Origin of the sequence: Chryseobacterium viscerum, from assembly GCF_002899945.2 — a bacterium.
Classification (GTDB): domain Bacteria; phylum Bacteroidota; class Bacteroidia; order Flavobacteriales; family Weeksellaceae; genus Chryseobacterium; species Chryseobacterium viscerum.
On the sequence record NZ_PPEG02000021.1, the window covers coordinates 1 to 5,346 of the forward strand.

Consider the following 5,346-nt stretch of genomic DNA (forward strand, 5'->3'; position numbering starts at 1 on the left):
AAGATTGTTTCGTTATAAAGCGAAAGATATAAAGATCATTGACATACAATATAACAACCAAGTAAGGAAAAACTAAAGCGTCAAAACTTTGAGTGAGTCAGACAAACATACAATGGAGAGTTTGATCCTGGCTCAGGATGAACGCTAGCGGGAGGCCTAACACATGCAAGCCGAGCGGTAGAGATTCTTCGGAATCTTGAGAGCGGCGTACGGGTGCGGAACACGTGTGCAACCTGCCTTTATCTGGGGGATAGCCTTTCGAAAGGAAGATTAATACCCCATAATATATTGACTGGCATCAGTTGATATTGAAAACTCCGGTGGATAGAGATGGGCACGCGCAAGATTAGATAGTTGGTGAGGTAACGGCTCACCAAGTCTACGATCTTTAGGGGGCCTGAGAGGGTGATCCCCCACACTGGTACTGAGACACGGACCAGACTCCTACGGGAGGCAGCAGTGAGGAATATTGGACAATGGGTGAGAGCCTGATCCAGCCATCCCGCGTGAAGGACGACGGCCCTATGGGTTGTAAACTTCTTTTGTATAGGGATAAACCTACTCTCGTGAGAGTAGCTGAAGGTACTATACGAATAAGCACCGGCTAACTCCGTGCCAGCAGCCGCGGTAATACGGAGGGTGCAAGCGTTATCCGGATTTATTGGGTTTAAAGGGTCCGTAGGCGGATCTGTAAGTCAGTGGTGAAATCTCACAGCTTAACTGTGAAACTGCCATTGATACTGCAGGTCTTGAGTGTTGTTGAAGTAGCTGGAATAAGTAGTGTAGCGGTGAAATGCATAGATATTACTTAGAACACCAATTGCGAAGGCAGGTTACTAAGCAACAACTGACGCTGATGGACGAAAGCGTGGGGAGCGAACAGGATTAGATACCCTGGTAGTCCACGCCGTAAACGATGCTAACTCGTTTTTGGGGCTTCGGCTTCAGAGACTAAGCGAAAGTGATAAGTTAGCCACCTGGGGAGTACGTTCGCAAGAATGAAACTCAAAGGAATTGACGGGGGCCCGCACAAGCGGTGGATTATGTGGTTTAATTCGATGATACGCGAGGAACCTTACCAAGGCTTAAATGGGAAATGACAGGTTTAGAAATAGACTTTTCTTCGGACATTTTTCAAGGTGCTGCATGGTTGTCGTCAGCTCGTGCCGTGAGGTGTTAGGTTAAGTCCTGCAACGAGCGCAACCCCTGTCACTAGTTGCCATCATTAAGTTGGGGACTCTAGTGAGACTGCCTACGCAAGTAGAGAGGAAGGTGGGGATGACGTCAAATCATCACGGCCCTTACGCCTTGGGCCACACACGTAATACAATGGCCAGTACAGAGGGCAGCTACACAGCGATGTGATGCAAATCTCGAAAGCTGGTCTCAGTTCGGATTGGAGTCTGCAACTCGACTCTATGAAGCTGGAATCGCTAGTAATCGCGCATCAGCCATGGCGCGGTGAATACGTTCCCGGGCCTTGTACACACCGCCCGTCAAGCCATGGAAGTCTGGGGTACCTGAAGTCGGTGACCGTAACAGGAGCTGCCTAGGGTAAAACAGGTAACTAGGGCTAAGTCGTAACAAGGTAGCCGTACCGGAAGGTGCGGCTGGAACATCTCATTTTAGAGCGTCTTAAAGACGATAAACAAAATTAGTATCGCAAGATACAGTACTTACTTAAAGTATAGCTTTAGTTTTTTGTTTGGTTGCTTATATTAAAAATACAAAACCCACTAGAAATTAGTAAAGGGATTGAGAGAGACAAAGAAGAAAGAAATTAGAGAGAGACGAATTGGTCTATTATCTATTAATCTATTTTCTTTACGTCTAACAGACAGTCTCGTAGCTCAGCTGGTTAGAGCGCTACACTGATAATGTAGAGGTCGGCAGTTCGAGCCTGCCCGAGACTACTAATTAAAAAGACGGGAAGACATCAGAAATTAGACATCAGACATTTAGGTCTGAGATCTGGAATCTGACATCTGAAGTCTACTAGAGGGGGAATTAGCTCAGCTGGCTAGAGCGCCTGCCTTGCACGCAGGAGGTCAAGGGTTCGACTCCCTTATTCTCCACAGTTTTGGAAGACTGATTTAAAAGTTACGGATAGAGCCAAAAACAATATCTGTTCATCAGTTGGACAAGAAGACATTAAGATCATTGACATTAACGGTAAAGACATCACAAAGAGATAACCGAGCACTTTCGAGTGCCGAGTTTATAAAAATATCGATAAATGAGAATTTATCAAAAAATACTGAACTAATATAATTATTAGGAAAGAAATCGTTAAGGGCGTATGGCGGATGCCTAGGCTTTCAGAGGCGACGAAGGACGTGGTAAGCTGCGAAAAGCTGCGGGGATTGGCACACACGAATTGATCCGCAGATGTCCGAATGGGGCAACCCGGCTGGTTGAAGACCAGTCACCTCGCAAGAGGAGCAAACCCGGAGAACTGAAACATCTAAGTACCCGGAGGAAAAGAAATCGAAGAGATTCCGTAAGTAGTGGCGAGCGAAAGCGGATTAGCCCAAAAGCTAATATATGTTTAATAGAATGTTCTGGAAAGAACAGCCGTAGAGGGTGATAGCCCCGTAAATGAAAGGCATATTTGAGTGATAAATGAGTAGGGCGGGACACGTGAAATCCTGTCTGAATATGGGGGGACCATCCTCCAAGGCTAAATACTCCTGAAAGACCGATAGTGAACAAGTACTGTGAAGGAAAGGTGAAAAGCACTTCGAATAGAAGGGTGAAATAGAACCTGAAACCGTACGCCTACAAGCGGTCGGAGCACCTATATGGTGTGACGGCGTGCCTTTTGCATAATGAGCCTACGAGTTAATTTTACTAGCGAGGTTAAGGTATTAAGTACCGGAGCCGGAGCGAAAGCGAGTCTGAATAGGGCGTATAGTTAGTAGGATTAGACGCGAAACCTTGTGATCTACCCATGGGCAGGTTGAAGCTCTGGTAACACAGAGTGGAGGACCGAACCGGTTGACGTTGAAAAGTCTTCGGATGACCTGTGGGTAGGGGTGAAAGGCCAATCAAACTGGGAGATAGCTCGTACTCTCCGAAATGCATTTAGGTGCAGCGTCGTATATAAGTTTATTAGAGGTAGAGCTACTGATTGGATGCGGGGGTTTCACCACCTACCAATTCCTGACAAACTCCGAATGCTAATAAATGTTCTACGGCAGTGAGGGCATGGGTGCTAAGGTCCATGTCCGAGAGGGAAAGAACCCAGACCAACAGCTAAGGTCCCAAAATATATGTTAAGTTGAAGCAACGCGGTTGGACTGCATTGACAGCTAGGATGTTGGCTTGGAAGCAGCCATTCATTTAAAGAGTGCGTAACAGCTCACTAGTCGAGCGGTCCGGCATGGATAATAATCGGGCATAAACATATTACCGAAGCTATGGATTTATACCCTAGGGGTATATCTGGTAGGAGAGCATTCTATTTGCGCTGAAGCAGTACTGTGAGGTATTGTGGAGCGGATAGAAAAGAAAATGTAGGCATAAGTAACGATAAAGCGGGCGAGAAACCCGCTCACCGAAAGACTAAGGTTTCCTCAGCCATGCTAATCAGCTGAGGGTTAGTCGGGACCTAACGCGAACCCGAAAGGGGTAGTGGATGGACAATGGGTTAATATTCCCATACTTGCTCACACTAAAAAGGGGACGGAGTGCCGTACTTACTGGAGACTGACGGAATAGTCAAGGCCTAGCCTTCGGGCGAAGCTGCTGTAGGGAAAGTGCTTCCAAGAAAAGCCGAAGTGAAGCAACCCGTACCAAAACCGACACAGGTAGTCGAGGAGAGAATCCTAAGGTGCTAGAGTGAATCATGGTTAAGGAACTAGGCAAAATAGTCTCGTAACTTCGGGAGAAGAGACGCCATCAGCAATGGTGGCCGCAGTAAAGAGGCCCAGGCGACTGTTTATCAAAAACACAGGACTCTGCAAAATCGAAAGATGCAGTATAGGGTCTGACACCTGCCCGGTGCTGGAAGGTTAAGGAAGGTGCTTAGGGTTAAACCGAAGGCATTGACTGAAGCCCCAGTAAACGGCGGCCGTAACTATAACGGTCCTAAGGTAGCGAAATTCCTTGTCGGGTAAGTTCCGACCTGCACGAATGGTGTAACGATCTGGGCACTGTCTCAACCATGAGCTCTGTGAAATTGTAGTCTCGGTGAAGATGCCGAGTACCCGCAATGGGACGAAAAGACCCTGTGAACCTTTACTATAACTTCGTATTGACTTTGAGTAAGTAATGTGTAGGATAGGTGGGAGGCTTTGAAGCTTGCACGCTAGTGTAGGTGGAGCCAACGTTGAAATACCACCCTTTACTTACTTGGAGCCTAACTTCTTAACGGAAGGACATTGCGTGGTGGGTAGTTTGACTGGGGTGGTCGCCTCCAAAAGAGTAACGGAGGCTTTCAAAGGTACCCTCAGCACGCTTGGTAACCGTGCGTAGAGTGTAATGGCATAAGGGTGCTTGACTGTGAGACCAACAAGTCGATCAGGTGCGAAAGCAGGACATAGTGATCCGGTGGTTCCGTATGGAAGGGCCATCGCTCATAGGATAAAAGGTACTCCGGGGATAACAGGCTAGTCTCCCCCAAGAGCTCACATCGACGGGGAGGTTCGGCACCTCGATGTCGGCTCGTCACATCCTGGGGCTGGAGAAGGTCCCAAGGGTTGGGCTGTTCGCCCATTAAAGTGGCACGCGAGCTGGGTTCAGAACGTCGTGAGACAGTTCGGTCTCTATCTATTGCGGGCGTTAGATGTTTGAGAGGGCTTGATTCTAGTACGAGAGGACCGAATTGAACAAACCTCTGGTGTATCAGTTGTACCGCCAGGTGCACTGCTGAGTAGCTACGTTTGGAAGAGATAAGCACTGAAAGCATATAAGTGCGAAACTCGCCTCAAGATGAGACATCTTTTAAGGGTCGTTGGAGATGACGACGTTGATAGGCTATAGGTGTAAAGACAGTAATGTCATAGCCAAGTAGTACTAATTACCCGTAGATTTATAGCCTAATATGGCGCACGGAAGTGCAGCAAGGTTACCTCTTTGTGAAAGTTTTTATCGAAAATAAACCAGGTAGCAGATGTTAGCTATTAGGAAGCAGGGAAAACCTGCGCCCTTTTACCTATGACCTGCAACCTTATATACAACCTTTAGGGTGGTTTTAGCGGTGGGGCTCACCTGTTCCCATTCCGAACACAGAAGTTAAGCCCACCAGCGCCGATGGTACTGCTAACGCGGGAGAGTAGGCCGCCGCCAGTTTTTATTTTATTTTTAAAAAGTCCTTTATCATACGATAAAGGACTTTTTTGTTGT

At 47.3% G+C, this 5,346-nt stretch carries 2 tRNA genes and 3 rRNA genes; all 5 read left to right on the forward strand.

What is annotated here, in order from left to right:
- The first annotated feature begins 109 nt into the window (after positions 1-109).
- The 5 genes from C1634_RS25545 to rrf all read left to right on the forward strand — a co-directional run bounded on the left by C1634_RS25545 (position 110) and on the right by rrf (position 5,292).
- A 16S ribosomal RNA gene (locus C1634_RS25545) occupies positions 110-1,626 on the forward strand.
- Positions 1,627-1,839: 213 nt separating this feature from the next.
- Positions 1,840-1,913: transfer RNA gene (locus tag C1634_RS25550), tRNA-Ile, on the forward strand.
- 88 nt (positions 1,914-2,001) lie between these two features.
- Positions 2,002-2,075, forward strand: a tRNA-Ala gene (locus C1634_RS25555).
- A 204-nt stretch (positions 2,076-2,279) separates the two neighbouring features.
- Positions 2,280-5,040, forward strand: a 23S ribosomal RNA gene (locus C1634_RS25560).
- A gap of 144 nt (positions 5,041-5,184) precedes the next feature.
- A 5S ribosomal RNA gene (gene rrf / locus C1634_RS25565) occupies positions 5,185-5,292 on the forward strand.
- The 16S, 23S and 5S rRNA genes sit together here with 2 tRNA genes alongside, the layout of an rRNA operon.
- Positions 5,293-5,346 lie beyond the last annotated feature (54 nt).